The sequence below is a fragment of the Streptomyces barringtoniae genome, assembly GCF_020819595.1.
GTDB lineage: Bacteria > Actinomycetota > Actinomycetes > Streptomycetales > Streptomycetaceae > Streptomyces > Streptomyces barringtoniae.
This window is the reverse complement of the sequence record NZ_JAJHNP010000004.1, coordinates 31,753-46,401: the sequence shown is the minus strand read 5'-3', so window position 1 is coordinate 46,401 and position 14,649 is coordinate 31,753. Positions and strand designations below refer to the sequence as shown.

The window sequence follows — 14,649 nt, the reverse complement described above, 5'->3', positions numbered from 1 at the left end:
CAAGGTGGGGACTCCCTGTCGTACGGCCGGAGAGGAGCGGGGTCTCCGGCCTGCGCAAACCCACGCGGGTGACTCGTCAGCGTACGCGAGTTCACCAGCACGACACGTGGCGGACCTCTCACACGCAGGACGGAACCCGTGTGGCGTACGCCACGTCGGCCCCCCTTGACCACGCCCCGGGGGCCGGTCCGGTTCCGCCGCCCGTCGATAATCGAGTCCGTGACCGATCTTGACACGCGCGGGGCCCCGCCCCACGCCCCACTTCTGCGCCGGGCGGCCCCGGCCCTCCTGGGCTATGCGGCGGTGCGCGCCCTGGGGCTGGTCGTGCTGGCGCTGTGGAGCGCCGCGCGCGGCAAGAGCGCGTACACCCTGCTGACCGCACGCTGGGACTCGCTGTGGTACACCCGGGTCGCCGGGCCGGGGTACGGCTACGAGGTGCGGCTGCCGAACGGCGACGTGCACTCCGATCTCGCGTTCTTTCCGCTGCTGCCGTGGCTGGAGCGGCTGCTGCACGCGGTCACCCCGCTGTCGTACGCGGACGCCGGTTTCGTCGTCAGCCTGCTCGCCTCGCTCGCCGCGGCCTGCGGGATCTTCGCCGTCGCCGAGCGGGTGTACGGCCCGCGGGCGGGGATGTGCGCCGTCCTGCTGTGGGCCGTGCTGCCGGTCGGGATCGTGCAGTCGATGGCGTACAGCGAGTCGCTGTTCACGGCGCTGGCGGCCTGGTCGCTGTACGCGCTGCTGACCGGCCGGTGGATCACCGCGGGCACGCTGGCGGCGCTGGCGGGGCTGACCCGGCCGGTGGGCGCGGCGGTGGTCGCGGCGGTGTGGGTGGCGGGCGTGCTCTCGTTCGTGCGGCACCGGAGCGCGATGCACATACCCGGCACGCACAATGACGGACGCGCCCCCGCGCCCGCGCTGGGCGCGTCCGGCGGCACGCAAGCCCCCGCTCGCACACCCGGCGCGCGCAACGTTTCCCACAACCCACAGCTCCCTGAAGCACCGGCAGCCACTCACGCCCCCTGCGCCCCACCCGCCCCCGCGTGGCGCCGTGTGCTCGGCATGGTGATCGCTCCGCTCGGCGCCGCCGGCTACGTGCTCTGGGTCGGGCGGCGGACCGGAAGAGGAGTGCTCGGGTACCTGGACGTTCAGGCCGGATGGCGCAACGGGTTCGACGGCGGCTATGCGTTCGCACGCTTCGTGGCCGACAAGTTCACGTCATTTCCGTCCGCGTTCGCCGGGGCCGGCCTGATCATCGGGGTGGCCCTGCTGCTGTGGCTGTACGCGACCGGCGTCCGAAGGCGTCAGCCGGTCGAGCTGCTGGTGTACACCGGAGTCGTCCTCGCCCTCGCCCTGTGCGCGTCGAGCTACTTCGGCTCCAAGCCACGGCTGCTGATGCCCGCCTTCCCCGTGCTGCTGCCGCTCGCCTGCGCCCTCGCCCGGCTGCGCACGTCCCGATCCGTGCTGGTCACGGCCGGGTTGGCGGTCGCCACGGCGGTCTACGGGGCGTTCTGGCTGAACGGCTCCGGTCCTCCATGATCGACTTCACCGGCCGATGACGCCCCGGAAAATTCCGCGCCAGGACCGGGTTAACGCATTCATAAGCGGCATATAAACAACGCCCGGCATGATCAAAGGAATTGAAGAGAACGACCTCACAGGATTGCGGAATGCCTGGAATTCGGGCCGCGCTTGAGAGGTTTCCCACATCACATCGTCATCACAAACCCGCTGTTTCGACCGGGACCACAGCTCACCCGCTGTAACGTCGATTGGGTGCGTACCGAACGAAACCTCACCCGGCGTCTGGACCGGGTGTTCGCCAGACTCGACCGTGAGCCGGAACGACCGGCCCACATCGATGTGCCAAGTATGAGCCGGCACCGGGTCGTTCTCTTCACCGCGACCCTGGCTTTCTACCTGGCGATCGTGTGGGCCGTGGTGATCACGTCCTGGCTGGTCCGGCTCGACTGGCAGGTCATGTTCTTCCGGCCGTACCAGCAGTGGCCGCAGATCCACGCCTTCCTCGACTACTACGTGGTGCTCGGCCAGCGCGGCCCCACCGCGGTGATGGTCGCGGCCTGGCTGGGCTGGCGCTCCTGGCGGCAGCACACGCTGCGCCCGCTGCTCACCCTGGCCACCTCGCTGCTGCTGCTCAACATCACGGTCGGCGCCGCCAAGCTCGGCATGGGGCGCCTCGGTCCGCACTACGCGACCGTGATCGGCTCGAACGAGATGGGCCTGGGCGGCGATATATTCCCCAGCGGCCACACCGCCAACGCGGTGGTGACCTGGGGCATCCTGGCCTATCTGGCCTCCACCCCGAGAGCGCGCCGCTGGCTGTCGGCGCTGTCCGCGATCACGTCGCTGGGCGTCGGCCTCACCACCGTCTACCTCGGTACGCACTGGCTGAGCGACGTGCTGCTGGGCTGGGCCGCCGGTCTGCTGATCCTGCTCGCCCTGCCGTGGTTCGAGCCGCTGATCGCCAGGGCCGAGACCGCCCTGTTCGATCTGCGCGACCGCTGGCGCGCCCGCCGCGGCCGTCCCGTGGCCGAACCGGCAGTGCCGGTCACACCGGTGGCGCTCAGGCCGCTCGGCGCACCGGCCGAGCAGCCGGCCCCGGCGCGCGAGCCGGTCGCCTCGGCCCGCGCCTCCAGAGGCCCGGCGCATCTGGCCCCGGGACCGCACACGACCCGTTCGGAACGCACTCCGGTCACCCCGGCGGGCAGCCGCCGCCCGCCGCACGCCGACCGCCTCCCGCGCGGCACGACCCAGCCGGCCCGGCCGTGACGCGCCGCTGACGCCCGGGCCCGGTACGCACAACGGCCCCGCGCACACGACGAAGGCCCCGCTTCCCGAAGGAGGGAAACGGGGCCTTCGCCCTGCATGTGCCCGAAAGGGGCGGCCCTCAGCCCTTCCAGGCACGGGCCACCACGCCGTCCCGCACCTCGAAGTTCAGCCGGCCCGCCCGGTACTCCATGGTGATGATCGCACCCGGCGGCAGCGACCGTACCGTCGACCATCCCCGGTCCCGAGCGAGCCGCTCCGCGTGCTCGGCGTCGAGGCCGACGTACCCGTCCGGACTGTCCTGGGGCTCCGCTGGCGGAGTGGGAATCGGTGGCATGCCGCCACGCTACCGCGCAGCGCAAGGTAAGAGCCGTATCCGGCTACCGTCACACTTCTGTCACAGCTGTGGGGCCGCGTTTCCCTCGAACCGGGTCACACGTACGGGCGTTTCGGGAAGAGCCGCGCCGGGATAATCGAACAGAATTGGCGCCCCCCTGAGCAGCCCGTCGAATTACCCGGCGGAAAGTTCCACTCCCTGGCTCCTGACGGGTCCGGGTATGTGATTACCCGCGGAATCCGGCAGTGATGCCAGGGCATCTGACGCCGCATGGGAATTTTCACGGATTCAGCACATCAACGCCGCACGCCCCCTGTCGGAGCGGATGACCCCGCGAGCATCATGGCGCCGGTCCGCGGGTAGGCGTGCCGCGGCGGGCCCGGGCGCGACGATGCGAAGAGGCGGCGAAGCGATGGGGACGGAGACCGCGGGGGCGACGGCAGGGCCGGTGCGCGGCAGGGACCGGGCCGGCCGGGTGGTGGTCGACTGGCTCACCACCACCGACCACAAGAAGATCGGGCATCTGTACCTGGTCACGGCGTTCGGCTTCTTCCTGGCCGGCGGGGTCATGGCGCTGCTGATGCGTGCCGAACTGGCCCGGCCGGGTCTGCAGATCATGAGCAACGAGGAGTACAACCAGCTGTTCACGCTGCACGGCACGATCATGCTGCTGCTCTTCGCGACCCCGAGCTTCGCGGGCTTCGCCAACGAGCTGATGCCGTTGCAGATAGGCGCGCCGGACGTGGCCTTCCCGCGGCTGAACATGCTGTCGTACTGGCTGTTCGCCTTCGGCGGGCTGATCGTGCTCGGCTCGCTGTTCACCCCGGACGGGCCCGCGGCCTTCGGCTGGTTCGCCTACGCGCCGCTCAACGACTCCCTGCACTCCCCCGGCGTCGGTCCGGATCTGTGGATCATGGGGCTGGCACTGTCCGGCTTCGGGACGATCCTGGGCGCGGTCAACTTCATCACCACGATCGTCGGGATGCGCGCGCCGGGCATGACGATGTTCCGGATGCCGATCTTCACCTGGAACACGCTGTTCACGTCGATCCTGATCCTGCTGGCGTTCCCGGTGCTGGCGGCGGCGCTGCTGGTGCTGGAGGCGGACCGGCGGTTCGGTTCGCAGGTGTTCGAGGCGGCGAACGGCGGGGCGCTGCTGTGGCAGCACCTGTTCTGGTTCTTCGGGCACCCCGAGGTGTACATCATCGCGCTGCCGTTCTTCGGGATCATCACGGAGATCATCCCGGTGTTCAGCCGTAAGCCGGTCTTCGGCTACCTGACGCTGGTCGCCGCGACGATGGCGATCACCGGGCTGTCGGTCGTGGTGTGGGCTCACCACATGTTCGCCACGGGCGCGGTGTTGCTGCCGTTCTTCTCCTTCATGTCGTTCCTGATCGCGGTGCCGACGGGCGTGAAGTTCTTCAACTGGACCGGCACGATGCTGGGCGGCTCGCTGTCCTTCGAGACGCCGATGCTGTGGGCGGCGGGCTTCCTGGTGACCTTCCTGTTCGGCGGCCTGACCGGGGTGATCCTGGCGTCTCCGCCGCTGGACTTCCACGTCACGGACTCGTACTTCGTCGTCGCGCACTTCCACTACGTCGTGTTCGGCACGGTCGTCTTCGCGGTCTTCGGCGGCTTCTACTTCTGGTGGCCGAAGTTCACCGGGAAGATGCTGGACGAGCGGCTCGGAAAGATCCAGTTCTGGACCTTGTTCGTCGGCTTCCACACCACGTTCCTGGTGCAGCACTGGCTGGGCGCCGAGGGCATGCCACGCCGGTACGCCGACTATCTGGCGGCCGACGGCTTCACCGCGCTCAACACCGTCTCCTCGATCGGCGCGTTCCTGCTGGGCCTGTCGACGCTGCCGTTCCTCTACAACGTCTGGAAGACCGCCAGGTACGGCGAGAAGGTCGAGACCGACGACCCCTGGGGCTACGGCCGGTCCCTGGAGTGGGCGACCTCCTGCCCGCCGCCCCGGCACAACTTCAACGCGCTGCCCCGGATCCGCTCGGAGTCCCCGGCGTTCGACCTGCATCACCCGGAGTACGTGGCGAAGGAGCAGGTACCGCGGTCCGCGCCAGCGCCGCATCGAGCCGGTCCCGGATCCTCCTGATCTCCTCGGTCAGCCCGGCGGGCTCGATCACCTCGAACGCGAAGCCGGTCATCATGATGTGAATGACCATCACCTCGAGGTTCGGCGCCCCGCTGCGCAGGACGCAGGTGTCCTCGCCGTCGGCCTCCAGCGTCCCGGCCGACGGCGAGATCCGCTCGGCGGCCTCGTGCAGCGGCACCAGCAGCCGTACCGCGGAATGCGTGGCGTACGCGCGCGTGGAGACGCCCTTCGAGACGTAGGCGGCCAGGTCCTCCGCGGGCGGCTCGCGCGGGGTGAAGCGGGGCCCGTGCGGCGGTGTGGGGGTGATGCGGTCGACGCGGAAGGTGCGCCAGTCCGCCCGGTCGACGTCCCAGGCGACCAGGTACCAGCGCCGCTCGGTGCACACCAGCCGGTGCGGCTCGACGGTACGGCGGCTGTCCGCGCCGTCGTGCGTGCGGTACGCGAAGCGCAGCCGCTCGGCGTCCCGGCACAGGTTGGCCAGTTCGGTGAGGAGCGCCGGGTCGACGTCCGCGGCCGGCGGGCCGCCGCGCAGCATCGGCACGGTGAAGGCGCCCAGGGCGCTCACCCGGCGGCGCAGCCGGCCCGGCAGCACCTGTTCCAGCTTGGCGAGGGCCCGTACGGAGGTCTCGCCGATGCCCTCGATGCCCTGCCCGGCGGCGGTGCGCAGGCCGACGGCGACGGCCACGGCCTCGTCGTCGTCCAGCAGCAGCGGCGGGAGTGCGGCGCCCGCGCCCAGCTGGTAGCCGCCGCCGGTGCCGGGGCTGGCGTTGACCGGGTAGCCGAGCTCGCGCAGCCGGTCCACGTCCCGGCGGACCGTGCGCGTCGTGACGCCGAGCCGGTCGGCGAGTTCGGCGCCGGACCACTCGCGGTGGGCCTGGAGCAGCGAGAGCAGCCGCAGCAGACGTGCCGAGGTCTCCAACATGGGGCCGAGTCTGTCAGGGAACGCGGACAGCCGCTGTCCTCGACGGACAGCGGCTGCTCTGCGCGGGTGCCCGGTGATCAGAGCGCGAGGCGCTGGCCCGGCACGATCAGGTTCGGGTCGTCGCCGATGACCTTCTTGTTGGCGGCGTAGAGCCGCTGCCAGGTGGTGCCGTGCCGCTCGGCGACGGCGCTCAGGGTGTCGCCCTCGCGGACGGTGTAGTCACCCGTGCCCCGGGACTCGCTGCGGTTGGTGTGGCCGGCCGGGTGTTCCGGTGCCTTCGCCGGGGCGGACTTCGCCGTCACGCTGCCCTTGTCGACGCTCGTACCGGTGGTCGCGGCCGCCGGGGCGGCGCCGGAGGCTCCGGCGCGGCCCGAGCAGACCGGCCAGGCGCCCCAGCCCTGGGCCTGCTGGACCTTGGTGGCGACGGCGATCTGCGCTCCCCTGGAGGCCTGGTCGGCCGTCGGGGCGTAGGCGGTGCCGCCGTACGCGCGCCAGGTGCCGGCGGAGAACTGGAGCCCGCCGTAGTAGCCGTTGCCGGTGTTGATGTGCCAGTTGCCGCCGCTCTCGCACTGGGCGATGCGGTCCCACACTCCGTTGTCGGCCGCGGCGGCGTTGCCGGTGGCGGCCAGCAGTCCCAGCGGGGCCAGCAGCGCGGCCCCGGCCAGCGCGGCCGTCGTACGGCCCTTGCGGGCGCCGTCGGGACGGGCGGTGTTGCGGGTGGTATCGGCACACTCGGACATGTAATTCCCTCTCCACGAACCCGGGTTCCCCCGGGCGGAGCACGCCTCGCCGCGCAGGACCGCGGTTGCTCGTGCCCGCCCCGTCCGCGTGACCGGTGCCGGCGGTGGTGCTGTGCCGGTGCCGGGTGTCGGACGTACCCGAGCGGTGCTCGTTGCACACGGCGGAGGAATGTAGGGAGGGCGAGCGGTCGGAATCAACCAACTCCTTGTCATTCCAGGCCAGTTGCCGGTTACCGCGAGTATCGGCGATTTTAGGCCACCCACTACATTCGCTGATTTCCGGATTTGTCGACCAACGGCAGAAGCGATCTGTGATTCACTTCACCCCGTCAAGTTCCTTGACGTGGGGACGAGTTGACCGTGAGTAGCACATTCCGGACCGACGGTGACCGTATGCGCTGGTTGGTTCGAACCGGTCGCACCCGGGGCGTGACTCCCACCACAGGACGTCCGTTGTCTTCTTCATGAGCCCGGAACCCCGGAACTCAGCGGCCGGGAGCCACCCGGCCGACCTCAGCACGCATCCCGAGGGAGCCATCGTGCCGCGCATGCTCGACGTCAGTGACGCCGTACGCGCCGAGATCGGCGACGAAGAAGCCGACCGGCTGCTCGCCGGAGAGAACGCCCCGGGCAGTTACGACTGCACGTCCTGCCGCACCCCGGGCGACTCCGAGCAGGAGCGCACCAGCACCGTTCTGTTCGTCGGCGACGAGACCGCCGTCCTCGCCTTCGCCCACGCCAGCTGCCTGCCCTCGCAGGTCGTCCAGGTCACCGAGGAGCAGCTGCAGGGCGCCGTCCGGTCCATCGGCGGCGTCGGCGCCGCGGCGGGCGAGCAGCGACAGACCGCGCCCGAGCAGGCGGTGCTCGGCGTGACCAGCGGGCTCGTCCTGATCGAGGGCGAACTGCACCCCGCGCTCGTGGTCGAGCCGACCTCGCCGATCGTGCGCCCGGGCTCCACCGGGGCCGGCGACGACTTCCTCCCGCTCCTCATCGAACAGGGGTTCATGCCGCTGACGGAGCTGGCGTCCGTGCCGCCGGTGCTGCACGGCTGGTCGGTCCTGCTGGCCGTGGGCCGGCTGCACGCGGTGCTGCAGCCCTCGGCGCACGGCGGGCAGCCGGTCGCCTGGTGGCAGGCGCACCAGCCGCTGCAGGTCACGGACAGCTGGCGGGCCGCCGCGAACAAGCACCAGCAGGTTGTGCTGTTCGCGGCGCCGGTGGGGTCGATCGGGCGGCAGCCGCGGGAGGATCTGCTGCGGGAGTCCCTCGACAAGGCCGCGGCGAGCGGGAAGCTGGTCGCGGCGGCGCTTCCGCTCGCGGGTACCTGATCTTCCCGCCCGAGGGACGAGGGCTGTGCGTCGCCGGCGCCCCGGGCACCCCCAGGGGGTTGCACAACCGCATCTCTTTGACGCCCCGGTCGTTTGGACACACGTGCACGCATACGACATTCCTCCCCCACGCCGGTCCGCCTTCGGCTCCGTTCCGTCCGCTCGGGCGACGCAGGACGGGGTCGGGGGCGCCTCGGCGACGCCGATCTACGACATGCTCTACGCGGAGTGGGTCAAGACCTTCCGCACGTTGCCCGGTGACCGCAGCGGGGAGGAGGGGCTGAGGTTCAGTCCCTTCGGTCTCCTGCAGGACCGTACGGGCACCTATGCCACCGGCCCGTACGGCGGCCACCGGCCGGGGTCGTTCAGCAGCTCGTACAGCGCCTACAGCGCCGGGGCCTACAGCGCGCGGCAGCAGTCGCAGTGGCAGCGGGTCGGCGGCCTCGGGCGGCAGCAGCAGGACACCGGGATGCAGCATGTTCCGGCGGCGCTGCCTCCGGGGCCGCGCCGGGGCGTGTGACCGGCGCACGGTGAAGGGCGGCACCTGGATCTCCAGGGGCCGCCCTTGACGTCGTACCGCCGTTACTTCTTCTTCGCGCCGCGCTTCTCGCGCACCCGGACGGAGATGTGGATCGGGGTGCCCTCGAAGCCGAACTCCTCGCGCAGGCGGCGCTCGATGAAGCGCCGGTAGCCCGCCTCGATGAAGCCGGAGGCGAAGAGGACGAAGCGCGGGGGCTTGGTGCCGGCCTGGGTGCCGAACAGGATGCGCGGCTGCTTGCCGCCCCGGATCGGGTGCGGGTGGGCGGAGACCAGCTCGCCGAGGAAGGCGTTCAGGCGCCCGGTGGGGACGCGGGTCTCCCAGCCGGCCAGCGCGGTCTCGATGGCCGGGACCAGCTTCTCCATGTGGCGGCCGGTGCGCGCCGAGACGTTCACGCGCGGGGCCCAGGCGACCTGGCCCAACTCGGTCTCGATCTCCCGCTCCAGGTAGTAGCGGCGCTCCTCGTCGAGGGTGTCCCACTTGTTGTAGGCGATGACGATCGCGCGGCCCGCCTCGACGGCCATGGTGACGATCCGCTGGTCCTGCACGGAGATGTTCTCGGAGGCGTCGATCAGGATGACGGCGACCTCCGCCTTCTCCACGGCCGCTGCCGTGCGCAGGGAGGCGTAGTAGTCGGCGCCCTGCTGGAGGTGGACGCGCTTGCGGATGCCCGCCGTGTCGACGAACTTCCAGGTCACGCCGCCCAGTTCGATCAGCTCGTCGACCGGGTCGCGGGTGGTGCCCGCCAGTTCGTTGACGACGACGCGCTCCTCGCCCGCCACCTTGTTCAGCAGGGAGGACTTGCCGACGTTCGGCCGGCCGATCAGGGCGATCCGGCGCGGGCCGCCGATGCCGCCCCCGCCGAAGGTCTCGCGCGGCGCGGCCGGCAGCACCTCGAGCACGGCGTCCAGCATGTCGCCGGTGCCACGGCCGTGCAGCGCCGAGACGGGGTGCGGCTCGCCGAGGCCGAGGCTCCACAGGTAGGCCGCGTCGGCCTCGCCGCTCGGGCCGTCGACCTTGTTGGCGCACAGCACGACCGGCTTGCCGGCCTTGCGCAGCAGCCGTACGACCGCCTCGTCGGTGTCGGTCGCGCCGACCTTGGCGTCCACGACGAAGACGACCGCGTCGGCCGCCTCGATCGCGTACTCGGCCTGGGCGGCCACGGAGGCGTCGATGCCGAGGACGTCCTGCTCCCAGCCGCCGGTGTCGACGACCTTGAAGCGGCGGCCGGCCCATTCGGCCTCGTAGGTGACGCGGTCGCGGGTGACGCCCGGCTTGTCCTCGACGACCGCCTCACGGCGGCCGATGATCCGGTTCACCAGGGTCGACTTGCCGACATTGGGGCGGCCGACGACGGCGAGCACGGGCAGCGGGCCGTGGCCCGCCGCCTCGATGGCGCCCTCGACGTCCTGGATGTCGAAGCCCTCTTCCGCGGCGAGCTCCATGAACTCCGCGTACTCGGCGTCGCCGAGAGCCCCGTGGTCGTACTCGTGCTCAGCCGAGTCGCCGGGCTGGATGTCGTCGTTCATGTAGTCCGTACCTCGTCGTTCATTGTGGTGATCGGTGGAACAGGCCCTGACGGGACGAACCCGGTGGGCTGATCCACTACTCAAGTGTCGCCTAGCGCCCGGTGAGGCGCCTGGCGTTTTCCAGGTGGCTGGTGAGCTGCTTCTGGATGCGCTCGGTCGCCTCGTCCAGCGCCCTGCGCGTACGCCGGCCGCTTCCGTCGCCCGCTTCGAAGGGCTCGCCGAAGACGACGTCGATGCGGGAACGCAACGGGGGCAGCGCCTTTATCAACCGTCCCCGCTTCTCGGAGCTTCCCAGTACGGCGACGGGCACGATCGGCGCCCCGCTGCGTACGGCGAAGTAGGCGAGCCCGGCGCGCAGCGCCGCGAAGTCGCCCTCGCCCCGGGTGCCCTCCGGGAAGATGCCCAGCACTCCGCCGGCCTCCAGGACCCCGAGGGCCCGGGTGATCGCGGTGCGGTCGGCGGCGGCGCGGTCCACCTTCAGCTGGCCGATGCCGGTCAGGAAGGGGTCCAGCGGGCCGACGAACGCCTCCTTCTTGATCAGGAAGTGCGTCGGCCGGGGCGCCACACCCATGACCATCGGGCCGTCGATGTTGTGCGAGTGGTTCACGGCGAAGATCACCGGGCCGCTCGCGGGCACCTTCCAGGCGCCGAGCACGCGCGGCCTGAACAGCCCGCGCATCAGGCCGACACCGATGCGCCGCCCGACCTCGGCGCCCCTCTCGGAGGGCAGGTTCACTTCCCGGCCCGCTTCTCCTCGACCAGGGTGACGACGCACTCGATGACCTGGGCGAGGGTGAGCTCGGTGGTGTCCACCTCGACCGCGTCGCCGGCCTTGGCGAGCGGCGAGGCCTTCCGGGAGGAGTCGGCCGCGTCCCGCTTGATCAGGGCCTCGCGGGTGGCGTGGATGTCGGCGCCCTTCAGCTCGCCGCTGCGGCGGGCCGCACGGGCCTCCGGGGACGCGGTGAGGAAGATCTTCAGGTCGGCGTCCGGGAGGACGGTCGTACCGATGTCGCGGCCCTCGACCACTATGCCGTTCTCGGCGTCGGCGGCGATCGAGCGCTGCAGCTCGGTGATCCGGGAGCGTACCTCGGGCACCGCGCTGACCGCGCTGACCTTGGAGGTGACCTCCTGGGTGCGGATCGGGCCGGCCACGTCGACGCCGTCGACCGTGATGGCCGGGGCGGCCGGGTCGGTGCCGGAGACGATCACCGGCTTGCCCGCGACGGCCGCGATGGCGGTCGGGTCCTCCAGGTCGATGCCGTTGTTCACCATCCACCAGGTGATCGCCCGGTACTGGGCTCCGGTGTCCAGGTAGCTCAGGCCGAGCTGCGCGGCGACGGCCTTCGACGTGCTCGACTTGCCCGTGCCGGAGGGGCCGTCGATCGCGACGATCACGGGCTTGGCGGTCGGGGCGGCGCCGTTTTCCACGGAGGGACACCTTCCTGGTGCGGTGTGGGCGGATGCGGGGGGCATGAGCGCCCTGCACAAGGTTACTGGGTGCGGGTCACTCGTCCGGACGCATGCGGCCGCCTTTACTGCCGCAGCGCCCAGCCCCGCTCCCGCAGCGCCTCCTTCAGCACCGGCGCCGCCTTGGGCTCCACGCTCAGCTGGACCAGGCCGGCCTGCTGCCCCGTCGCGTGCTCGATGCGGACATCCTCGATGTTGACCCCCGCCCGGCCCGCATCGGCGAAGATCCGGGCGAGCTGGCCGGGCTGGTCGTCGATGAGGACGACGACGGTCTCGTAGACCCGTGGCGCGGACCCGTGCTTGCCGGGCACCCGCACCTGACCGGCGTTCCCGCGGCGCAGCACGTCCTCGATGCCGGCGGTGCCCTCGCGCCGCTTGGCCTCGTCGGAGGACTGCAGGGCGCGCAGCGCCTCGACGGTCTCGCCCAGGTCGGCGGCGACGTCGGAGAGCAGGTCGGCGACCGGTCCCGGGTTCGCGGAGAGGATGTCGATCCACATCCGCGGGTCGGAGGCGGCGATCCGGGTCACGTCCCGGATGCCCTGCCCGCACAGCCGTACGGCGGCCTCCTCGGCGTGCTCCAGGCGCGCGGCCACCATGCTGGACACCAGGTGGGGCATGTGGGAGACGAGGGCGACGGCGCGGTCGTGGGCGTCGGCGTCCATGACGACCGGTACGGCCCGGCAGTGCGAGACCAGCTCCAGGGCGAGGTTGAGCACCTCGGTGTCGGTGTCCCGGGTCGGGGTGAGCACCCAGGGGCGGCCCTCGAAAAGGTCGGCGGTCGCGGCCAGCGGGCCGGACTTCTCGCGGCCGGACATGGGGTGCGTGCCGATGTACGCCGACAGGTCCAGGCCGAGCGCCTGGAGCTCACGGCGCGGGCCGCCCTTGACGCTGGCCACGTCGACATAGCCGCGGGCCACGCCCCGGCGCATGGCGTCGGCGAGGACGCCGGCCACGTGGGCGGGCGGGGCCGCCACGATGGCCAGGTCGACCGGGCCCTCGGGGGCCTCGTCGGTGCCGGCGCCCAGCGCGGCGGCCGTACGGGCCTGCTCGGGGTCGTGGTCGGCGAGGTGGACGGTGACGCCGCGCCGGCCGAGGGCCAGGGCGGCGGAGGTGCCGATGAGGCCGGTGCCGATGACGAGTGCGGTTCTCACTGGGCGATGTCCTTGCGCAGGGCGGCCGCGGCGCCGAGGTAGACGTGGTTGATCTCGGAGCGGTGCCTGTCCGACTCGATGTGCGCCAGCAGCCGTACGACCCGGGGCATCGCGCCCTCGATGTCCAGTTCCTGGGCGCAGATCAGCGGCACGTCGACGATGCCGATCTTGCGGGCGGCGGCGGCCGGGAAGTCGCTGTGCAGGTCGGGGGTGGCCGTGAACCAGATGCTGATCAGGTCGTCGGCGGTCAGTCCGTTCCGCTCCAGGACCGCGGTGAGCAGGGCTCCGACCTGCTCGTCCATGTGCCCGGCCTCGTCCCGCTCCAGTTGGACGGCCCCCCGGACCGCTCGTACCGCCACGGCGCTGCTCCCTGCTGACATGCGGATCTGCTCTTGGTCCGTCCAGCGTAGTCAGCCAGCGCGGAGGCAGCGCACGGCGCCCGATCACTGAGACGATGCGAACCATCCGATACCTACCGATTTCGACTTCTGTACGGAGGCTGGCATGACCGAGGGCGCGACGCGGCGCACGGTTCTGGCGACGGGCGCGGCGGCGGTCGTCGCACCCGTCGCGGCATGCGGCGGCAACGCCGACGGAGCCAGTGGCGGAGATCTGGGCAGCACCAAGGACATCCCGGAGGGCGGCGGCAAGATCTTCAAGGACAAGAAGGTCGTCGTCACCCAGCCGAAGAAGGGCGACTTCAAGGCCTTCTCGGCGATCTGCACGCACCTGGGCTGCACGGTGAGCACGGTCGCGAACGGCACGATCGACTGCCCCTGTCACGGCAGCAAGTTCCACATCGCCGACGGCTCCGTGGCGCACGGGCCTGCGAAAAGGCCGCTTCCGGCGAAGTCGATCAAGGTGCAGGGAAATTCGATCAAACTGACGTGAGGGGTCGGCGTACGCTCCGGGCATGCAGCCCGAGACCCTGGTACGCGACCACACCGTCTACGCCTGTGTCATGGGTTCGCGGGCCTTCGGTCTGGCGACGGACACGAGCGACACCGACCGGCGGGGTGTGTTCCTCGCCCCCACCCCCTTGTTCTGGCGGTTCGAGAAGCCGCCGACGCATGTGGAGGGGCCGGGCGAGGAGCAGTTCTCCTGGGAGCTGGAGCGGTTCTGCGAGCTGGCGCTGCGCGGCAACCCGAACATCCTGGAGTGCCTGCACTCCCCGCTGGTGGAGCAGGTCGACGACACCGGCCGGGAGCTGCTGTCCCTGCGCGGGGCCTTCCTCTCCCGCCGGGCCTACGACACCTTCACCCGCTACGCCCTCGGCCAGCGCAGGAAGCTCGACGCCGGCATCCGCACGCACGGCGTCCCGCGGTGGAAGCACGCCATGCACCTGCTGCGCCTGCTGATGAGCGCCCGTGACCTGCTGCGCACCGGTGAACTGCGGATCGACGTCGGCGACCAGCGGGAGCCGCTGCTCGCGGTGAAGCGGGGCGAGGTCCCCTGGGCCGAGGCCGAGAGGTGGATGGCCCGGCTCGGGACGGAGACGGAACAGGCCCTGCACCGCACCCCGCTCCCGCCCGACCCGGACGAGGCACGGGTGGCCGACTTCCTCCACCGGGCCCGCCGGGCATCGGCGTACGAGGCACTCGCCGCCACGGCACCGGACCTGCGATGACCACAGCCCCCGGCCTCCGCATGCGGCGCGGGCCGGGCTGACCGGCGGTGTCGCCCGTGCGTGGTCGCGCCGGCCGGTGGGTTGATTCCCGCATGCGGCGCGAGCGGGCCGAAGGT

The 14,649-nt window shown here is 71.4% G+C and carries 14 protein-coding genes and 1 pseudogene; 7 read left to right on the top strand and 8 right to left on the bottom strand.

From position 1 onward, the window contains the following. Nucleotides 1–219: 219 nt before the first annotated feature. Nucleotides 220–1,536 (top strand): glycosyltransferase family 39 protein, encoded by a 1,317-nt coding sequence (locus LMU33_RS07315; protein WP_228618452.1) that lies wholly within the window; start codon nt 220–222, stop codon nt 1,534–1,536. A gap of 237 nt (nt 1,537–1,773) precedes the next feature. After that, on the top strand, nt 1,774–2,787 hold the full coding sequence (locus LMU33_RS07310) for a phosphatase PAP2 family protein (RefSeq protein WP_228618450.1): 1,014 nt from the start codon (nt 1,774–1,776) through the stop codon (nt 2,785–2,787). Nucleotides 2,788–2,905: 118 nt separating this feature from the next. Here LMU33_RS07310 and LMU33_RS07305 read toward each other — a convergent pair whose 3' ends face one another. After that, complete coding sequence (locus LMU33_RS07305) at nt 2,906–3,121, bottom strand: I78 family peptidase inhibitor (RefSeq protein ID WP_228618448.1); 216 nt, start codon at nt 3,119–3,121, stop codon at nt 2,906–2,908. Nucleotides 3,122–3,533: 412 nt separating this feature from the next. Between LMU33_RS07305 and ctaD the strand changes: the two are divergent. Beyond that, nucleotides 3,534–5,219: pseudogene (ctaD, locus tag LMU33_RS07300) on the top strand (aa3-type cytochrome oxidase subunit I); the annotation flags it as partial. Here ctaD and LMU33_RS07295 read toward each other — a convergent pair. Both LMU33_RS07295 and LMU33_RS07290 read right to left on the bottom strand, forming a co-directional pair. Beyond that, on the bottom strand, nt 5,107–6,156 hold the full coding sequence (locus LMU33_RS07295; RefSeq protein WP_228618446.1) for a helix-turn-helix transcriptional regulator: 1,050 nt from the start codon (nt 6,154–6,156) through the stop codon (nt 5,107–5,109). The pseudogene ctaD and the gene LMU33_RS07295 overlap by 113 nt on opposite strands. A 77-nt stretch (nt 6,157–6,233) precedes the next feature. Further along, a complete protein-coding gene (locus LMU33_RS07290; protein ID WP_228618444.1) occupies nt 6,234–6,896 on the bottom strand; it encodes a LysM peptidoglycan-binding domain-containing protein in 663 nt (220 codons plus the stop codon). 539 nt (nt 6,897–7,435) lie between these two features. Here LMU33_RS07290 and LMU33_RS07285 point away from each other — a divergent pair. Next, nucleotides 7,436–8,221, top strand: coding sequence for a DUF8842 C-terminal domain-containing protein (locus LMU33_RS07285; RefSeq protein WP_228618442.1), 786 nt, complete (start codon nt 7,436–7,438; stop codon nt 8,219–8,221). 103 nt (nt 8,222–8,324) lie between these two features. After that, nucleotides 8,325–8,741 (top strand): hypothetical protein, encoded by a 417-nt coding sequence (locus tag LMU33_RS07280; RefSeq protein WP_228618440.1) that lies wholly within the window; start codon nt 8,325–8,327, stop codon nt 8,739–8,741. A 62-nt stretch (nt 8,742–8,803) separates the two neighbouring features. Here the strand turns inward: LMU33_RS07280 and der are convergent, their stop codons facing one another. From der to aroH, 5 genes are all read right to left on the bottom strand, one after another. Then, on the bottom strand, nt 8,804–10,288 hold the full coding sequence (gene der, locus LMU33_RS07275; RefSeq protein ID WP_228618438.1) for a ribosome biogenesis GTPase Der: 1,485 nt from the start codon (nt 10,286–10,288) through the stop codon (nt 8,804–8,806). 91 nt (nt 10,289–10,379) lie between these two features. Continuing rightward, complete coding sequence (locus LMU33_RS07270) at nt 10,380–10,967, bottom strand: lysophospholipid acyltransferase family protein (protein WP_228619066.1); 588 nt, start codon at nt 10,965–10,967, stop codon at nt 10,380–10,382. Between the two features lie 53 nt (nt 10,968–11,020). Continuing rightward, complete coding sequence (gene cmk, locus LMU33_RS07265; RefSeq protein ID WP_228618437.1) at nt 11,021–11,716, bottom strand: (d)CMP kinase; 696 nt, start codon at nt 11,714–11,716, stop codon at nt 11,021–11,023. 104 nt (nt 11,717–11,820) lie between these two features. Beyond that, complete coding sequence (locus tag LMU33_RS07260; RefSeq protein ID WP_228618435.1) at nt 11,821–12,906, bottom strand: prephenate dehydrogenase; 1,086 nt, start codon at nt 12,904–12,906, stop codon at nt 11,821–11,823. Further along, complete coding sequence (gene aroH, locus LMU33_RS07255; RefSeq protein ID WP_228618434.1) at nt 12,903–13,265, bottom strand: chorismate mutase; 363 nt, start codon at nt 13,263–13,265, stop codon at nt 12,903–12,905. Before aroH ends, LMU33_RS07260 begins: the two co-directional genes overlap by 4 nt. A gap of 145 nt (nt 13,266–13,410) precedes the next feature. Here aroH and LMU33_RS07250 point away from each other — a divergent pair, with 145 nt between their 5' ends. Together LMU33_RS07250 and LMU33_RS07245 are read left to right on the top strand one after the other, a co-directional pair. Next, nucleotides 13,411–13,797: a Rieske (2Fe-2S) protein gene (locus tag LMU33_RS07250; protein ID WP_228618432.1), complete on the top strand. Its 387-nt coding sequence runs from the start codon at nt 13,411–13,413 to the stop codon at nt 13,795–13,797. Between the two features lie 22 nt (nt 13,798–13,819). Continuing rightward, on the top strand, nt 13,820–14,533 hold the full coding sequence (locus tag LMU33_RS07245; RefSeq protein WP_228618429.1) for a nucleotidyltransferase domain-containing protein: 714 nt from the start codon (nt 13,820–13,822) through the stop codon (nt 14,531–14,533). Nucleotides 14,534–14,649: the final 116 nt, after the last annotated feature.

Excerpts from the sequence above, each read along its gene's own strand:
- LMU33_RS07305 (WP_228618448.1), bottom strand. The coding sequence starts at position 3,121 with ATGCCACCGATTCCCACTCCGCCAGCGGAGCCCCAGGACAGTCCGGAC.
- LMU33_RS07295 (WP_228618446.1), bottom strand. The coding sequence starts at position 6,156 with ATGTTGGAGACCTCGGCACGTCTGCTGCGGCTGCTCTCGCTGCTCCAG.
- LMU33_RS07290 (WP_228618444.1), bottom strand. The coding sequence starts at position 6,896 with ATGTCCGAGTGTGCCGATACCACCCGCAACACCGCCCGTCCCGACGGC.
- der (WP_228618438.1), bottom strand. The coding sequence starts at position 10,288 with ATGAACGACGACATCCAGCCCGGCGACTCGGCTGAGCACGAGTACGAC.
- LMU33_RS07270 (WP_228619066.1), bottom strand. The coding sequence starts at position 10,967 with ATGCGCGGGCTGTTCAGGCCGCGCGTGCTCGGCGCCTGGAAGGTGCCC.
- LMU33_RS07250 (WP_228618432.1), top strand. The coding sequence starts at position 13,411 with ATGACCGAGGGCGCGACGCGGCGCACGGTTCTGGCGACGGGCGCGGCG.
- LMU33_RS07245 (WP_228618429.1), top strand. The coding sequence starts at position 13,820 with ATGCAGCCCGAGACCCTGGTACGCGACCACACCGTCTACGCCTGTGTC.